At 64.9% G+C, this 16,604-nt stretch carries 12 protein-coding genes; all 12 read left to right on the top strand.

Annotated elements, in window-relative coordinates; translation table 11 throughout:
• Positions 1–4 precede the first annotated feature (4 nt).
• The 12 genes from AC1D2O_RS19165 to AC1D2O_RS19110 all read left to right on the top strand — a co-directional run bounded on the left by AC1D2O_RS19165 (position 5) and on the right by AC1D2O_RS19110 (position 16,434).
• Entirely contained in the window at positions 5–1,774 is a 1,770-nt protein-coding gene (locus AC1D2O_RS19165) for an enoyl-CoA hydratase-related protein (protein WP_478157721.1), read from the top strand.
• Complete coding sequence (locus tag AC1D2O_RS19160; RefSeq protein WP_478090871.1) at positions 1,771–3,219, top strand: sigma-54-dependent transcriptional regulator; 1,449 nt, start codon at positions 1,771–1,773, stop codon at positions 3,217–3,219. The genes AC1D2O_RS19165 and AC1D2O_RS19160 overlap by 4 nt, the downstream gene beginning before the upstream one ends.
• A gap of 4 nt (positions 3,220–3,223) precedes the next feature.
• Positions 3,224–4,237, top strand: a complete 1,014-nt coding sequence (locus tag AC1D2O_RS19155; protein ID WP_478157720.1) for an NADH-quinone oxidoreductase subunit B family protein — start codon at positions 3,224–3,226, stop codon at positions 4,235–4,237.
• A gap of 9 nt (positions 4,238–4,246) precedes the next feature.
• Positions 4,247–5,704: a nickel-dependent hydrogenase large subunit gene (locus AC1D2O_RS19150; RefSeq protein WP_478157719.1), complete on the top strand. Its 1,458-nt coding sequence runs from the start codon at positions 4,247–4,249 to the stop codon at positions 5,702–5,704.
• A complete protein-coding gene (locus tag AC1D2O_RS19145; RefSeq protein WP_478157781.1) occupies positions 5,704–7,044 on the top strand; it encodes a sensor histidine kinase in 1,341 nt (446 codons plus the stop codon). The genes AC1D2O_RS19150 and AC1D2O_RS19145 overlap by 1 nt, the downstream gene beginning before the upstream one ends.
• A 225-nt stretch (positions 7,045–7,269) precedes the next feature.
• Positions 7,270–9,885 carry a winged helix-turn-helix domain-containing protein gene (locus tag AC1D2O_RS19140; RefSeq protein ID WP_478157718.1) on the top strand — a complete coding sequence of 872 codons (2,616 nt, stop codon included), beginning with the start codon at positions 7,270–7,272 and terminating at the stop codon, positions 9,883–9,885.
• Positions 9,886–10,012: 127 nt separating this feature from the next.
• Positions 10,013–11,773, top strand: a complete 1,761-nt coding sequence (locus AC1D2O_RS19135) for an FAD-dependent oxidoreductase (RefSeq protein ID WP_477650330.1) — start codon at positions 10,013–10,015, stop codon at positions 11,771–11,773.
• On the top strand, positions 11,770–12,513 hold the full coding sequence (locus tag AC1D2O_RS19130) for an SDR family NAD(P)-dependent oxidoreductase (protein WP_477650329.1): 744 nt from the start codon (positions 11,770–11,772) through the stop codon (positions 12,511–12,513). The genes AC1D2O_RS19135 and AC1D2O_RS19130 overlap by 4 nt, the downstream gene beginning before the upstream one ends.
• A 94-nt stretch (positions 12,514–12,607) precedes the next feature.
• On the top strand, positions 12,608–13,483 hold the full coding sequence (locus AC1D2O_RS19125; protein WP_477650328.1) for a sugar phosphate isomerase/epimerase family protein: 876 nt from the start codon (positions 12,608–12,610) through the stop codon (positions 13,481–13,483).
• 35 nt (positions 13,484–13,518) lie between these two features.
• Positions 13,519–14,556, top strand: coding sequence for a DctP family TRAP transporter solute-binding subunit (locus tag AC1D2O_RS19120; protein ID WP_478157717.1), 1,038 nt, complete (start codon positions 13,519–13,521; stop codon positions 14,554–14,556).
• Positions 14,557–14,573: 17 nt separating this feature from the next.
• On the top strand, positions 14,574–15,134 hold the full coding sequence (locus tag AC1D2O_RS19115) for a TRAP transporter small permease (RefSeq protein ID WP_477650689.1): 561 nt from the start codon (positions 14,574–14,576) through the stop codon (positions 15,132–15,134).
• Positions 15,135–15,153: 19 nt separating this feature from the next.
• Positions 15,154–16,434 carry a TRAP transporter large permease subunit gene (locus AC1D2O_RS19110; protein WP_478157716.1) on the top strand — a complete coding sequence of 427 codons (1,281 nt, stop codon included), beginning with the start codon at positions 15,154–15,156 and terminating at the stop codon, positions 16,432–16,434.
• Positions 16,435–16,604: the final 170 nt, after the last annotated feature.

Below are 16,604 nucleotides of genomic sequence, written 5' to 3'. Positions count from 1 at the left end.
CCGCATGATCGAGATGACGCACGCGCCGCTGCGCATCCTGCTGCTGTGCCACAGCTTCAACAGCCTGAGCCAGCGCTTGTTCTGCGAGTTGCGCGCGCTGGGCTGCGAGGTCTCGGTCGAGTTCGACATCGCCGATCGCGTCACCGAGGAGGCGATCGAACTGTTCCGCCCCGCACTGGTGATCGCGCCGTTCCTGAAGCGGCTGATCCCGGCCTCGGTGTGGCAGCGCCAGCCCTGCCTGATCGTGCACCCCGGTCCGGTTGGCGACCGCGGCCCCGCGGCGCTCGACTGGGCGGTGCGTGAAGACCACGCCGGCTGGGGGGTGACCGTGCTGCAGGCGAACGAGGCCTTCGATGCCGGCCCGGTGTGGGCCCACGCAGGCTTCGCGATGCGGGCCGCCGCGAAGGGCAGCCTTTACCGGCGCGAAGTGACCGGGGCGGCGGTCGATGCGGTCCTGCGCAGCGTGACGCAATTCGCGGCCGGCGGCACCGGCGGCGAACGGCCAGGCGAGCAAAGGGCCTCGATCTGGCGCGGCCCGCTGCGCCAGGCCGAGCGGCGCATCGACTGGTCGGGCGACACGACGGCCACCGTGCTCGCGAAGATCCGCAGCGCCGATGGCCAGCCCGGCGTCCAGGACCAGCTCTTCGGCCAGCCCTGCCACCTGTTCGATGCCCACCCGGCCACCTCGCAGGCGCTTGCCACGCCACCGCCCGGCGCTTTGATCGGACGCCGCGACGGCGCCGTGCTGCGCCGCACGACCGATGGGGCGGTCTGGATCGGCCAGGCGAGCCTTTCCGCGGCCTGCGGCGGCAAGGCTTTCAAGCTGCCTTGCGAACTCGCGTTCGGCGCCGCCTTCGAGGCGCTGCCTGCGCTGCCAGTGCCGCTGGAGCGGGCGAGCGACGAGTGGGGCGAGATTCGCTACCGTGAATTCGGCACGCCGGGCGCGCGCGTCGGCTGCCTGTCTTTCGAGTTCTACAACGGCGCGATGTCGACCGCGCAATGCCGCCGCCTGCTCGCCGCCTGGCGCGACGCCGCCAGCCGCGACACCCGCGTGCTGATGCTGCTGGGCGGCGCCGACTTCTTCAGCAACGGCATCCACCTGAACTGCATCGAGGCGGCGGCGCACCGCGAGGGCGACAGCGCCGCCGACGAATCGATGCGCAACATCGAGGCGATGGACGACCTTGCCGAAGCCGTCATCCGCACCACCGACCGGTTGACCATCGCGCTGCTGCGCGGCAACGCCGGTGCCGGCGGGGCTTTTCTGGCGCTCGCGGCCGACGAGGTCTGGGCACACCGCGGGGTGGTGCTGAACCCGCACTACAAGAACATGGGCAACCTGTACGGCTCGGAGTACTGGACCTATCTGCTGCCGCGCCGCCTCGGCGCCGAGGGCGCGATCGCACTGATGTCCAGCCGCCTGCCGCTGGGCGCGCCAGAAGCCCTGTCGATCCGACTCATCGACCGGTGCATGGGTGAAACCGCGACCGATCTCGAAGCGCTGGCAATCACCGAGGCGTTGGCACTCGCCGCAGCGCACAATATCGACGATCGAATAACTGCGAAGGCACGGCGGCGCGCTGCTGACGAGGCAGCACGCCCTCTCGCCGACTACCGCCGCCATGAGCTTTCACGCATGCATCGCAATTTCTACGGCTTCGACCCGAGCTTTCACATCGCGCGGTACCACTTCGTCCACAAGCTGCCGACGGCATGGACGCCCCGGCACCTGGCCCGGCACCGCGAAGGCGTGAAGGCCGCGAGCCCCGGATGACGCCCGTGACATCGATGCCGACCGTTCTGGTCGTCGATGACGAGGTTCGCTCTCAGGACGCGATCCGTCGCACGCTCGACGAGGAGTTCATCGTGCTGACGGCCGACGATGCAGGCCAGGCCCGCCAGCAGCTCGAACGCCAGCCGGTCAGCGTGATCCTGTGCGACCAGCGCATGCCCGGCGAGACCGGGGTCACCTTCCTGAAGGAAGTGCGCGAGCGCTGGCCCGACACCGTGCGCATCGTGATCTCGGGCTATACCGATTCCGAGGACATCATCGCCGGCATCAATGACGCGGGCATCTACCAGTACCTGCTCAAGCCGTGGATCCCCGACCACCTGCTGAGCACCGTGCGCGAGGCGGCGGAAGCCCAGACGCTCCAGCGCGACATGAACCGGCTCGACCTGGAGCTGCGCACCAGCACGCCGGTACTGCGGCGCCGGGCCGCCAACAAGCTGGATCGGGCGCGCAACGCCTTCGACTTCGACCGCATCGAGCGCGCGGACGGCAGTCCGCTCGATGCGGTGTGCGAGTTGGCGGCACGCGTGGCACGCTACGACCTCAGCCTCCTGGTGCTGGGCGAGTCGGGCTCCGGCAAGGAATTGCTGGCGCGCGCGGTGCATTACGCCAGCCCGCGCGCGGCCGGACCGTTCGTGGTCGAGAACTGCGCGGCGATTCCCGATACGCTGCTCGAGTCGGAGCTGTTCGGCCACAAGCGGGGCGCTTTCACCGGCGCGTTCGATGACCACGTGGGACTGTTCCAGCGCGCCAACAGCGGCACCGTCTTTCTCGACGAGATCGGCGAAACCTCGGCGGCGTTCCAACTGCGCCTGCTGCGCGTGCTGCAGGAGGGCGAGGTGCGACCCGTGGGCTCGCCGCGCACCGTGCCGGTCGACGTGCGCGTGATCGCGGCGACCCACCGCAACCTCGAACAGCGGGTGCACGAAGGGCACTTCCGCGAGGATCTGTTCTACCGCGTCGCCTGCGTGACGATCACGGTCCCGCCGCTGCGCGAACGCGGTGGCGACATCGGGCCGATCGCTCGGCGGCTCGTGAGCGAGGTCGGCGTGGCGCTGGGGCGCCCTGGCGCCGCGCTCTCGGACGAGGCGATGGCCTGCCTCATGGCCTACCCCTGGCCCGGCAACATCCGCGAGCTGCGCAACGAGATCTCGCGCGCGGTGGCGCTCAGTGCCGACGATCTGATCGATGGCACCGCTTTTTCGTCGCGGGTCCTGCAGGGCCAGGCCGGGCGCACGGTCACGGCCGGCTCGACACCCCTGCCGGCCAGCGGTACGCTGGCCGAACGCCTCGATGCCATCGAGGCCATGGTGCTGCGCGAGACGCTGTTGCGGCACCGCTGGAACAAGACGCGCGTGGCCAAGGAACTGGGGCTCTCGCGGGTCGGGTTGCGTGGCAAGATGGCCCGCTTCGGGCTGGAAGGTTGAACCGATGGACAAGATGCCCCACTTCAATGTCCTGTGGCTGCAGTCGGGTGGCTGCGGCGGCTGCAGCATGTCGCTTCTGTGCGCCGACACGGCCGACTTCCACGGCCAACTGCGCGATGCCGGCATCAACCTGCTGTGGCACCCGTCGCTGTCGCTCGAAAGCGGCACCGAGTTGATCGACCTGCTCGAACGCGCCATCGATGGCCGCCTTCGTGTCGACGCGCTGTGCATCGAAGGATCGTTGCTGCGGGGTCCGAACAACACCGGCCGCTTCCATGTCCTCGCCGGCACCGGCATCCCGATGATCGACTGGGTCCGCCGGCTGGCTGCGACGGCGCGGCAGGTCGTCGCGATCGGCAGTTGCGCGGCCTGGGGCGGCATCACCGCAGGCGGGAGCAATCCGACCGATGCCTGCGGCCTGCAATACGACGACGATCGCCCCGGCGGCCTGCTCGGCGCGGCATTCCGTTGCGCCAGCGGCTTGCCGGTCATCAACGTGGCGGGCTGCCCGACCCATCCGGGGTGGGTCATCGACAGCCTGATGGCGCTCGCCGCCGGCCAGTTTTCCGCTGCCGACCTGGACTCCTTGAACCGGCCCCGCTTCTATGCCGACCAGCTGGTGCACCACGGCTGCACCCGCAACGAGTACTACGAGTTCAAGGCCAGCGCCGAGAAGCCGTCCGACCTCGGCTGCATGATGGAGCACATGGGCTGCAAGGGCACCCAGGTGCATGCCGACTGCAACACACGGCTCTGGAACGGGGAAGGCTCCTGCACCCGCGGCGGCTATGCCTGCATCGCCTGCACCGAGCCGGGCTTCCAGGAGCCCGGCCATCCATTCCACGAGACGCCCAAGATCGCCGGCATTCCCATCGGCCTGCCGACCGACATGCCCAAGGCCTGGTTCGTCGCGCTGGCGTCGCTGTCGAAATCGGCCACGCCCAAACGCGTGAAGACCAACGCCACCGCGGACCATATCAAGGTGGCGCCCGCGGTGCGCAAGACGCGCCTGCGCTAGCGTGCCGCCATGACCCGCCTGCTGGTCGGCCCTTTCAATCGCGTCGAGGGTGACCTCGAGGTCACGCTCGACATCGAGGATGGACGGGTGTCGTCCGCGCGCGTGAATTCGCCCATGTATCGGGGGTTCGAGCAGATCCTGCAGGGAAAGCGGCCACATGACGCACTGGTCTATGTGCCCCGAATCTGCGGCATCTGCTCGGTGTCGCAGTCCGTCGCCTCGGCCCGCGCTCTCGCGGACATGGGCGGGCTGAGAATGCCGCCGAACGGCCAGCACGTGACCAACGTGATCCTCGCCACCGAAAACCTGGCCGACCACCTGACGCATTTCTACCTGTTCTTCATGCCCGACTTCACGCGAGCCGTGTATGCCGGGCGGACGTGGCATGCCGAAGCCCTGCGTCGGTTCGACCCGACCACCGGCGAGCAGGCGCGTCGGGCCATCGCGGCGCGGCAGCGCTGGTTCACGATGCTCGGCCTGCTTGCCGGCAAGTGGCCGCATACGCAGAGCATCGAGCCCGGCGGCTCCACGCGCGCGGTCGATGGCGCCGAGCGCACGCGCCTGCTGGCGCGTATCCGGGAGTTCCGGCGCTTCCTGGAGCAGCAGTTGTTCGCGGCGCCGCTGCAGCAGGTGCTGTCCCTCGCCAGCGCCGACGCGCTGTGGGCCTGGGATGCCCAGGCCCCCCTGCAGGGCGATTTCCGGATGTTCCTGGCCATCGCACGCGACACCGGCCTGATGGGCCTGGGTAGCGGCCCGGGCCGCTACCTGAGCTACGGCGCCTACCCCCAGCCCGACGGTGGGTTCGCGTTCCCGCGCGGCGTCTGGCATGCCGACGACGGCAAGCTCGGCGCGCTCGACGAGCGCAGCATCCGGGAAGACGCCACGCACGCATGGCTCGCGGACGACGGAGGCCCGCGCCATCCCGGAGACGGGCTGACGATACCCGCTGGCGACAAGCCAGGCGCCTACACCTGGAACAAGGCGCCCCGGCTCGACGGCCAGGTGGTGGAAACCGGCGCGATCGCGCGCCAGCTCGCCGCCGGGCATCCGCTGGTGCGCGAGATGGTGGGCCTGCATGGCGGCACCGTGTTCACCCGGGTCCTGGCACGCCTGCTCGAACTCGCCCGGGTGGTGCCCCTGATGGAGCAGTGGCTGCTCGCGCTGCGGCCCGGCGAACCTTACTGTGTCAGCGACGCCGTCCCCGACGAGGGCACCGGCATCGGCCTGAGCGAAGCGGCACGCGGCAGCCTGGGGCACTGGATTTCGGTGCGCCGCGGCCACATTGCGAACTACCAGATCGTCGCACCCACCACCTGGAACTTCTCTCCAAGGGATGCCGCCGGCACGCCCGGCGCGCTCGAAAGCGCGCTCGAAGGTGCCCCGGTGCGCCAAGGCGAGACGACGCCCGTGTCGGTGCAGCACATCGTCCGCTCTTTCGACCCGTGCATGGTCTGCACCGTCCACTGATGCCGCCGCGCCGTACCGAACGCCCGAAGGCGGCGCCGAAAGGCGTGGACGATGCTACCTGGCTCGACGTGATCCAGAAGATGGACGAGGTCTACTCGCAACTGGTGCATGACGAGATCGAGCTCGAACAGAAGAACGACGAACTCGAGCAATCGCAGCAGTTCATCTTCAGCATCCTGTCGGCCATGTCGGATGTGCTGCTGGTCTGTACCGAAAATGGCGAGATCGAAGAGACGAACGCGGCGCTCTGCGAACTGGTCGGCCGCAGCGACATCGAACTGCGCGGTACCTCCCTGCTGGCCTTGCTGGCGGACGCCGACAGCATCGCGCGGGCCCAGGCGGTTCTGGTGAACTCCAGCCCCACGCGCCGCGGCGAGACCATCGAGCTGAATCTGTCGGCTGCCGATGGAAGCAGCGTGCCGGTCGACGCCAACTGCACGCCGCGTGTCACGCCTTCGGGCCGTCGCGTCGGCACGGTATTCGTCGCCCGACCGACGGCCGAGTTGCGCCGCGCCTACCAGGAGCTGCGGTCAGCACACGATGCGCTGAAGCAGACCCAGCAGCAACTTCTGCACTCGGAAAAGATGGCCTCGCTGGGCAGGCTTGTCGCGGGTGTCGCGCACGAACTCAACAATCCGATCAGCTTCGTGCTGGGCAACGTGCACGCGCTGCGACGCTACAGCGAAAAGCTGCGCACCTACATGGCAGCCGTGCATGCCGGGCAGAATCTGGACGCGCTGCTGGAGTTGCGCACCCAGCTGCGCATCGAGCATCTGCTCGACGACCTGCCGTCCCTGATCGAGGGCACGCTGGAAGGAGCGCAGCGCACCGCGGCCATCGTGAACGGCCTGAAGCGGTTTTCGGCGATGGATCCGGAAGAGCGGACACGCGTCGACCTCAATGAAGTGGCCGAACGCGCCATTCTCTGGGTGTCCAAAGGCTCATCGCGGCCCCTGCAAGTCGACTGGCAGCCCATCTCTCCGTGTGTGGTCGAAGGAAGCCCCGGACAACTGCAGCAGGTCGTGATGAACCTGATCCAGAACGCCGTGGATGCGGCCAGCACGTCCCAGCCGCCGCGCCCGCCGCATCTGTGGATCCAGGCCCGGGCAGGGCCGAAGGGCAACGTCCTCACCGTGCGCGACAACGGACCTGGCATCGCGCCGGAACTTCTGTCGCGCATCTTCGATCCGTTCTTCACCACCAAGCCGGTCGGCAAGGGCACCGGTCTCGGCCTGTCCATCAGCTACGGGATCATCGAGCAGCATGGCGGAAAGTTGAGCGTTCGCAATCATCCGGAAGGCGGCGCGGAGTTCACTGTCGAACTGCCCGCCGCGAACTGACGGCGCTGAAGCCTTCCCGCCAGGCGCGGTTCGCCCACCTGGGGTCGCGATGTTGCCGGCCTTCGTCCCTGCACTGCGGACCTCGGTGGCGCAATCGTGCTGTAATCTCAGGACTTGCGAAAGTCAAGGCAGACCGGGTAGCCCAAGCGCAAATGGCGCAGGTGGCGAGGCACATGGCGCCAGCCCGGACTGCAAAACGGAATGCGAATCCCAGGTCAAACTCTCTTGTTGAAGGCAAAGCTCGCACTCCCGCCTGTTCAGCCGATGAGCTTGTCGCGTCCGCGGCTGCTTGATTTGATGTCCGGATCACTGAAGCGGCCGTTGACGCTTCTCTGCGCTCCAGCGGGATTCGGCAAGACCACGTTGCTCTCGGCCTGGGTCAACGAGACCGTGGATCGACCTGCCGTGGCGTGGCTGGGCTTGGACGAAGACGACAGCGACCCGGTGCGCTTCTTCGACTACCTGCGAAGTGCCTTGCAAGGTGCCGATCTCGACGTGGGAGGCACAGCGACGGCCCCCCTCTCCGGGGCAGGGTCGCCCAGCCCGAAGGACCGAATGGCATCGTTGCTGGACGATCTCACCGAACTGGACCACCCAGTGGTACTGGTGCTAGACGACTACCAAGCGATCGACAACCCGGAACTCGATGCGGCGCTGACCTTTCTCGTCGAGCACCTGCCAGAGCATCTGCGCCTGATCGTCGCGACCCGCAAGGATCCGCAGTGGCCGCTTTCCCGATGGCGTGCTCGGCAATGGGTCGCCGAGGTCGGAATCGACCAGCTGCGATTCACGCCAGACGAAGCAATGGCCTTCCTCGTGCGGAGCATGGGGCTGGCACTCGACACCGAATCGGCTCGGACGCTTGCAGCCCGCACCGAAGGCTGGGTGGCAGGGCTTCAGATCGCTGCGCTCTCGCTGCAGCGGCACGTGCAGTTGCAGGGAGAGGCGAACCTGGCACAGGTCGCCGCTGCATTCAGTGGTGAGCACAGGCACGTGATCGACTACCTGGCAACCGAGGTCATGCGCCAGCAACCTCAGATGCTGCAGGACTTCCTGCGGAAAACCTGCATCCTCGATCGCTTCTCTGCTGATCTTTGCGACGCGGTCACCGGGCGCACCGACAGCCGGCACATGCTGGTCCAGGTGGAGCGCGCCAACCTCTTCTTGCGGCGGCTGGATGACCAGGGCCGCTGGTTCCGGTATCACCAGCTGTTGGCGGATTTTCTTCGCGAAAGCCTTGCCGAGTCGGAGAAGATCGAGTTGCATCGTCGAGCCAGCGCTTGGTTCGAATCTCACGGGATGGGAAAGGACGCGATCAAGCACGCGCTCGCGGCCCGCAGCGACGTGGATGCAGTGCGGCTCTTTCGCAGTCTCGTGGAGGACATGCTCGCCCGTGGCGAACTGCCCACGCTGCTGGCATGGCTCGACATGCTGCCGACGTCCCTTGTGCGTCGACATCAGGACCTTGCGGGGTATCAAGCGTGGCTTCTGTTCATGAGTGGCCGCACCGTGGAAGCCGAGGAGTACTACGCTTTGACCAGCGCGCCGAATGTGGCGGAAAGCTCCCAGGAACACAAGGGCATCCTGTTTGCACTCCAGGCCTTTTTCGCGATCACGTCGGACAATCCGGCCCGTGCGATCGAGCTGTCGCGCCAGGCGCTGGATCAGCTGGGAAACAGCACCTCGTTCTTCCGGGTTTGGGCTCTTTTCTACCAGGGGCTGGGTCTGCTGCGCACCGGCCTTCCGAAGCCGGCCACCGAAATGCTGCGGCAGGCTCTCGAGCTGGGATGGGCCTTCGGGCATCGCATGACCGCGCTCGACGCGCTAGCCCATCTTGCACCGTTGATGAGCGCTCAGGGCCAATTGCGCGAGGCGCAGTTGCTCTGTCACGCGTCGCTGGAGCGTTGTTCGCCTTCTGACGAAGCGCAGGCGCCGATCAGCGGCCTCATCTTGGTACCGATGGGCATGCTGGCATTTGAACGCAACGAACTGCAGGGGGCGGTTGAATCGCTCGAAACAGGTGTCGCGCTATGCAGGCAGCTTGGCAATCTGTACCACACGCTGGCCGGAGAATGTTCCCTCGCCAAGGTCCACCATGCACGCGGTGCGCGTGAGCAGGCGTGGAACGCATTGGCGGCGGCCCAGGATCTGGCAGATCGCTCGCGCAACCCACGGCGCCAGCGCATGGTGAGCATCGCTATCGCGGACCTCCAGCTTCGCGAGGGCAACGTCGCCGCAGCGAAACAGACCTTCGAGGAGATTCGCACCGCTGTCGAATCATCTGTCGAGGGTCAACTCCTTCACGCTCGCCTGCTGCTCGCAAGCAACCATGCGCTTGCCGCGCTTCGCATGCTCGGCGCGGTCGAGGTGTCATGTCGAAGCCAGGGGCAAGCCGGCATGCTCGTCACGGTCCATGTGCTACAGGCGCTGGGGCATCGCGCCAACGGCGGCCGAGCTGCAACGCTCGAACATCTCGAGAAGGCCGTGTCATTGGCAGCTTCGGGCGGCTATGTTCGCCCGTTCCTCGACGGGGATGCGGCGTTGGCCGGACTGCTGCGCCAAGTGAGCAGCGCCGCTCCGGCATTCGTCAACGGCCTGCTCGAACAATTTCGTCTTCCCTCGGAAGAAAACGTTGTCGTGGCGAACACGGCAGGGCTCACCGCGACTCAACTCGAGGTGCTGCGCCTGGTCAACCAAGGGCTTGCCAACCAGCAAATCGCGACGCAACTCGTGATCACGTTGGGTACGGCCAAGTGGCACGTCAGCCAGATCTTCGAGAAGCTCGGCGTGCGCAATCGCGCGCAGGCGATCACCAAGGCGCGCCAGTTGAAGCTCTTGTAGGTGTTTACCCTGGGACGGGCGTCCAGCCTATCTTTCGACAGGTGGCGGATAGGCGAAATTTCGCTGCCGGATCACTAAATTCTGCTCTCGCGGCGACGGTGGGTCGTTGCAAGAACAGGAGATACGGATGTCAGAGCCCAGGGCCAGCGACACGCGCGGCGATTCCGAGTCGCTGAAGTGCGACTTGCTCGTGGTCGGCTCCGGTGCCTCAGGCCTGGCGGCCGCCGTGACGGCCGCGTGGCATGGCCTCAAGGTCGTGGTGGTGGAAAAGGAAGCCGTCTTCGGCGGTGCCACGGCCTGGTCGGGCGGTTGGATGTGGGTTCCTGGCAATCCACTCGCCAAGCGCGCAGGTATCCATGAAGACCCGCAGCAGCCGCGAACCTATCTTCGAAATGAACTGGGCGCGCGATATGACGCCGCGCGGATCGATGCATTCCTCGACAACTGCCCGCGCATGGTCGCCTTTTTCGAGGAACATACCGCCCTGCAGTTCGTCGATGGGAACGGAATTCCCGACATCCACGGGAACGTGGCAGGCGCCGGCACACAAGGCCACCAGGTCATCGCCGCGCCATACGACGGCCGCGAACTCGGTCCGTTGGTCGAGCGCTTGCGCAAGACAATGCGCGAAACCTCGTTCCTGGGCATGCCGATCATGGCGGGCGCCGATCTCGCGGCCTTCCTGAACATGACGCGTTCGCTGAAGTCGCTGCTGCACGTGAGCAGACGCTTCATCCGGCACCTGATGGACCTGGCGCTGTATGGGCGCGCGATGCAATTGGTCAATGGCGTCGCGCTCATCGGCCGGCTGGCGAAGTCGGCCGAGAAATTGGGCGTGACACTCATCGAATCGGCCCCTGCAAAAGGCTTGATCGTGGAGGACCGCGCAGTGCGCGGTGCCATCGTAGCCGCGGCACGAGGCGATATCGAAATTCGCGCGGCCAAAGGCGTGGTACTCGCGGCAGGGGGATTCCCCCATGACGCGCACCGCCGCAAGGCGCTGTTCCCTCGCACACCGACCGGCGAAGAGCATCTCGCGCTGCCGCCCACCGCATGCTCTGGTGACGGTATCAGCCTCGGCGAATCGGCAGGCGGTTGCCTGGTGACGGATCTCGCGTCACCTGTGGCATGGGCGCCGGTGTCGCGGGTTCGACACGTCGACGGCAGCGTCGGGCACTTCCCACACATCATTGATCGCGCCAAGCCTGGGCTGATTGGAGTGCTGTCCGATGGCAAGCGATTCGTGAACGAAGCCGATGGCTACTACGACTACACCGCCGCTATGGTCGCGAGAGTGCCCGAAGGTCAGGAGGTGGCGTCGTGGCTGATATGCGATCACCGCTTTCAGAGGCGCTATGGCCTCGGCCATGCGCGGCCATTTCCGATTCCCGTGGGACCTTCCATCCGCAACGGCTATCTGCAGCGAGCCGACGCCCTCGAAGACCTTGCAAAGCTCTGCGGCATCGACGCCACGGGCCTGGTCGAGACCGTCAGGCGCTACAACACGCACGCACGCCGGGGCGAGGACCCCGAGTTTGGCCGTGGCTCTACACCCTACAACCGCAAGCAGGGCGACCTGGAACACGAGGGGCCGAATCCGTGCGTCGCACCGATCGAGCAAAGACCGTTCTATGCCGTGAAAGTGCTCCCCGGCAGTTTCGGAACATTCGCCGGCCTGAAGACGAACGGGACGGCGCAGGTGCTCGACCGCAGCGACATGCCGATCGCCGGCCTGTACGCAGTCGGGACCGATATGGCCAGCGTGATGGGCGGCCACTACCCATCGGGCGGCATCAATCTTGGGCCCGCCATGACGTTCGGATACATCGCAGGCCGCCACGCGGCAGGCTTCGAACATTCACAACACAGCATGAGGAACAGCCAGTGACCACGACAGAACTTCCCATTCAGACCGCCATCGTCACCGGTGGCGCCCGCGGCCTGGGGCTCGGCATCGCAAAGCGGTTGGCCTCTGAAGGACGCAGGATCATTTTGTGGGATCTGGACTTCGAGAACTTCGCCACATCCCAAGCTGGCTTCGAACCGTTGTTGATGCAGCAGGTCGATGTGGCCGATCTCGAATCCGTAGTGAAGGCCTTCAATGAGGCCTTGTCGACGGCCGGACGTGTCGACATCCTGGTCAACAATGCGGGCATCAACGGCCCCATCGCTGCGACCTGGGAGTACCCCGTCGACCAGTGGCAGCGCGTGCTCGACATCGACCTGACCGGTGTCTTCAACTGCTGCCGAACGGCCATCCCGCATCTGATCGCGAACGGCTACGGTCGCATCGTCAACGTGGCATCGATCGCCGGCAAGGAAGGCAATCCGAACGGAAGCGCCTATGCCGCAGCCAAGGCCGGGGTGATCGCGTACACGAAATCGATTTCGAAAGAACTCGCGCAATCCGGTGTGCTAGTCAACTGCGTGGCACCGACGATGGCGGAGACCGACCTGCTCAAGCAAATGACGCCCGAGTTCATCGCATCGATCAAGGCGAAGATTCCGATGCGGCGATTCATGGAGATCGAGGAACTCGCGGCAATGGTCGCGTGGATCGCGAGCGCGGATTGCAGCTTCACGACCGGCTTCACCTTCGATCTGACGGGTGGGCGGGCAACATACTGACAGGCATGGCTGGCACGTCGAGCGGACAAAGCCTGCGCAATTGTTTGCTCAAGCGCCTGAACTCCGCGCTGCCACCCGAACTCTCGCATCAACCATGACCAAAGAAATCAAACTTCAGCACATCTCTCTGGCCAACCTCACAGTAGGTCGCACGGCGCAGACCGAATTGATTCGGGCGGCAGCCGGGGCGGGATTCGGCAAGGTCGGCTTGTCGATCATGACCGCGACCGCACAGCCGCTGCAGCATGAAGTCATCGGCCGGCCCGATGTGATCCGGGAGATCAAGGCCGCATCCAAGGACACAGGTGTCGGCGTCTTCGACGTGGAGGCCTTCGTCCTGTCCCCGCAAACCGATATCGAGCGATTCAGGCCTGCGCTGGAGCTCGGGGCCGAACTTGGCGCAACGCACATCTCTTCGATCGGTACGGAGTTTGCGGGCGGCGCGACCTTCTTGTCGAGGGAAAAGCGCATCGACCTGTTCGGACGCCTGTGCGACGAGGCCGCCCAGTTCGGACTCACTGTCGGCGTCGAGTTCATGATGTATCGCGACATTCAGACCTGGCAAGACGCCCTGCAGATGATCGTCGCGGCGGGCCGCGCGAATGCCGGCCTGATCCTGGATGTCTTGCACTTCTTCCGCGCCGGTGCGGCGCCGTCCGATCTGCTGCAGGTGCCGGCGGAGAGAATCGCCTACGCGCAGCTGTCCGACTGCGTCGCAGCGCCCTTGCCGGTGGAGAAGCTGGCCACGGAAGCGCGTTCCTCCCGGCTGCACCTTGGCGAAGGCGCGATACCGCTGCAACAGATACTCGATCTGCTCCCGGCCGGCCTTCAATTGGTCATCGAGACACCCGTAGGGGCCGAAGCCAATTCCTCGACGTTTCAGCGGGCCAAGTCGGCCGCTAAGCACACGACGGACTTCTTCCACGCGTATGCCTGCGCGCCACGTCACCTGACCGCACCACATCCCTAAGTCAATTCAAGAACCTCAACGCACCGGAGACAACAATGGTCATTCGCACACCACACAGTTCAATGCAGTCGATCCTCAGAGGGGTCGCAGCCACGCTTGCCTGCGGGCTGGCCCTGCTGGGGAGCCCTGCGCAAGCCCAGATCAGGGACCACAAGGTCAAGCTGGCATTCGTCACGGCCGCTGACACCGGTGCTCTCAACGGCGTCGACAAGTTCGTGGAACTCGTGAAGCAAAGGAGCAACGGCAAGATCGATATCAAGGTGTTCCCCAACGGCACACTCGGAGGCGATGTCCAGATGATCTCGTCAATGCAGGGCGGCACCATCGACATGGGCGTGATGGGTACCAATGCGCTTGTCGGCGTCGTCAAGGAATTCGGACTTCTCGACTTCCCGTTTCTGTTCGACAACGAGAAAGAAGCCTCCGGCCTCATCGATGGGCCCGTGGGCAAGCAGATGTTCGACAAGCTCGCGGCCAAGGGCGTGGTGGGCATGCCGATCTCGGCCTTCGGATTCCGGCATCTTCACAACAGCAAGCGGCCCATCAACAAGGCGGAAGATGTCCAGGGATTGAAGCTGCGCGTTATCCAGAGCCCTGTGTACGTCGATCTGATGGGTGCGCTTGGAGCCAATCCGGTGGCCATGTCTTTCACGGAGGTCTACAACGCGATGGAGCAGAAGGCCATCGACGGAATGACCAACACCGCGCTGATCGCGTCGAGCATGAAGGCGTACGAAGTGCAGAAATACATGTCGCTGACAGCACATATGTACAACTACATCGTTCTGCTTGTCAGCGGCAAGACCTGGGATCGGTTCAACGACGACGAAAAGGCGCTGATCATCCAGGCCGCGACGGAAACGAAGGAGTTTCAGCGCAAGAAGATTCCCGAATACACCTCCCAGGCATTGGCGGAGCTTGCGAAAAACGGCATGGTCGTGAACGAGGTGCCGAGTGCCGAACGCACCAGGCTGCGCGAGAGAGCCAAGCCGGTCGTCGACAAGTACGCCGGCGTCGTGGGCGAAGCGCTGGTCAGGGAGGCCAACGCCGAACTGGCAAAGATGCGCAAGTAATCGACTGGACCTCCATCGTGAACAGACTCATCGACGCCTTTTGCCGTCTCCTCGAAGCACTGCTGGTCATCTTGCTTGCACTGATGGTAATCCTGGTGTTCGGCAACGTGGTCCTGCGATACGCGCTGAACTCGGGCATCGCAGTGAGCGAAGAAGTCTCCAGATGGCTGTTCGTCTGGATGGTCTTCCTGGGCGCCATCGTCGCCCTGAAGGACCACGGACATCTGGGGACCGACATGCTGACTTCGCGCCTGCCACTGGCGGGGAAGAAGGTGCTCGCGGTGGTTGCCCACGTGATGATGCTTTATGCCACATGGCTGCTGCTCTCGGGCAGCTGGGCCCAGGTCGTCATCAATCGCGAGGTACTTGCACCTGTCTCAGGCGCCTCGATGGCGATCTTCTACGGATCCGGTCTGGTCTTCGCCGCCTGCAGTGCGATCTTGCTGCTTCTGCAGCTGTGGCTGATCGTCTCGGGAACTGCCACTGAAGCCGACCTGAGCTTGAGCCAGGAAAGCGAAGACATGGCCCAGGTTGAAGCGCTGCACCTCGATCAGAGCCAAACCTTCAAGAAGCATTGAGCGCGCGGAGACAGACGACATGACTATATTCATCTTCATCGGCTCACTGCTGGGCGTGATGGCACTGGGCGTTCCGATCGCGTATGCCTTGCTCCTTTCCGGCGTGGCTTTGATGTGGCACCTGGACATCTTCGATGCTCAGATCCTGGCCCAGAACGTCATCAATGGCGCCGATTCGTTCCCGCTGCTGGCCGTCCCGTTCTTCATGCTCGCTGGCGAAATCATGAACGTCGGGGGTCTTTCACGACGCATCGTCAACCTGGCGCTCCAACTCGTCGGTCATCGACGCGGCGGCCTTGGCTACGTGGCCATTGTGGCAGCCTGCATCATGGCGGCGCTGTCGGGCTCGGCCGTGGCAGACACGGCGGCGCTGGCTGCGCTTTTATTGCCGATGATGATACGGGCGGGTCATGACAAGGGCCGCGCGGGCGGGCTCATCGCATCCGCGGGCATCATCGCGCCAATCATTCCGCCGTCCATTGGCTTTGTGATTTTCGGCGTTGCGGCCAATGTTTCGATCTCCAAACTGTTCCTGGCCGGAATTGTGCCGGGGCTGCTGATGGGATTGGGCATCGCCGTCACGTGGTACCTGGTGGCCAACAAGGAGGACATTGTTCCGCCGCCCAGGGCAACCTGGCCAGAGCGCATCCAAGCGCTGAGGGAGTCCACTTGGGCGCTGGTCCTGCCGGTCATCGTCATCGTGGGCTTGAAGTTCGGCGTATTCACGCCGACCGAAGCAGCAGTAGTTGCCGCCGTGTATGCGCTGCTGGTGTCTACATTGGTGTACCGAGAACTCTCACTGACGCAGCTGTATGGGGTGTTCGTGAGCGCCGCCAAAACGACGGCGGTGATCATGTTCCTGACCGCAGCCGCGATGGTGTCGGCCTGGCTCATCACCGTCGCCGATATCCCGGCGCAAACGGTGGATCTGCTGAAGCCATTCATGAACAATCAGACGATGCTGCTGATCGCCATCATGGTGCTTGTCATGATGGTCGGCACGGCGATGGACATGATCCCGACAGTACTCATTCTGACGCCCGTGTTGATGCCCGTCATCAAGGCCGCGGGCATAGACCCGATCTACTTCGGTGTTCTCTTCATCATGAACAACGCCATTGGCCTGATCACGCCCCCAGTGGGTACGGTTCTGAACGTGGTGGCTGGAGTCGGCCGGATGAAGCTGGACGAGGTCACTAGAGGTGTGCTTCCCTTCATGCTGGCGGAGTTCGTCGTGATGTTTGTGCTGGTATTTTTTCCGTGGCTGGTAACAGGCCCCGCGAGGTGGCTCGGCGGTTGACCCGGCGAAATGGCTCTCAAGGGCCTTGTCACGTGGCGATGGTGGATTGAAAGAGGCTGGAGACGGATCTCTCAGAAGGCGGCGTACGAGTCTCGGGCGACGTCGGTGAAAAGGCGCCATGCGTCGAAGCGCATGGCCAGTTGCTTGTGGCAAAGCGATGCGCACAGCGG

This window comes from Variovorax sp. P1_G12 (assembly GCF_056405555.1).
Note: the sequence above shows the minus strand (reverse complement) of the source record. Positions and strands in the feature narration are given on the sequence as shown.